This is a genomic window from Vibrio sp. 10N.222.55.C6 (genome assembly GCF_041473395.1).
Lineage (GTDB): Bacteria > Pseudomonadota > Gammaproteobacteria > Enterobacterales > Vibrionaceae > Vibrio > Vibrio crassostreae_C.
This window is the reverse complement of sequence record NZ_JBFRSD010000907.1, coordinates 1-299: the sequence shown is the minus strand read 5'-3', so window position 1 is coordinate 299 and position 299 is coordinate 1. Positions and strand designations below refer to the sequence as shown.

General features: G+C 48.2%; 1 pseudogene. It reads left to right on the top strand.

Features of this window, described 5'->3' with window-relative positions:
* Positions 1–299 (top strand): annotated as a pseudogene (thrA, locus tag AB4486_RS26815) (bifunctional aspartate kinase/homoserine dehydrogenase I); the annotation flags it as partial.

Genomic DNA, 299 nt, shown 5'->3' with positions numbered 1-299 from the left:
TGAAAAAGGTGAGCTAGTCACACTAGGTCGTAATGGTTCTGACTACTCAGCGGCTGTGTTAGCGGCGTGTCTACGTGCTGATTGCTGTGAAATCTGGACTGATGTCGATGGCGTTTACAACTGTGACCCACGCTTAGTTGATGATGCTCGTCTGCTCAAGTCTCTTAGCTACCAAGAGGCGATGGAGCTTTCTTACTTTGGTGCTTCGGTTCTACACCCGAAAACCATTGCTCCTATTGCGCAATTCCACATTCCTTGTCTGATCAAAAACAGCTTCAACCCACAAGGCGCAGGTACTT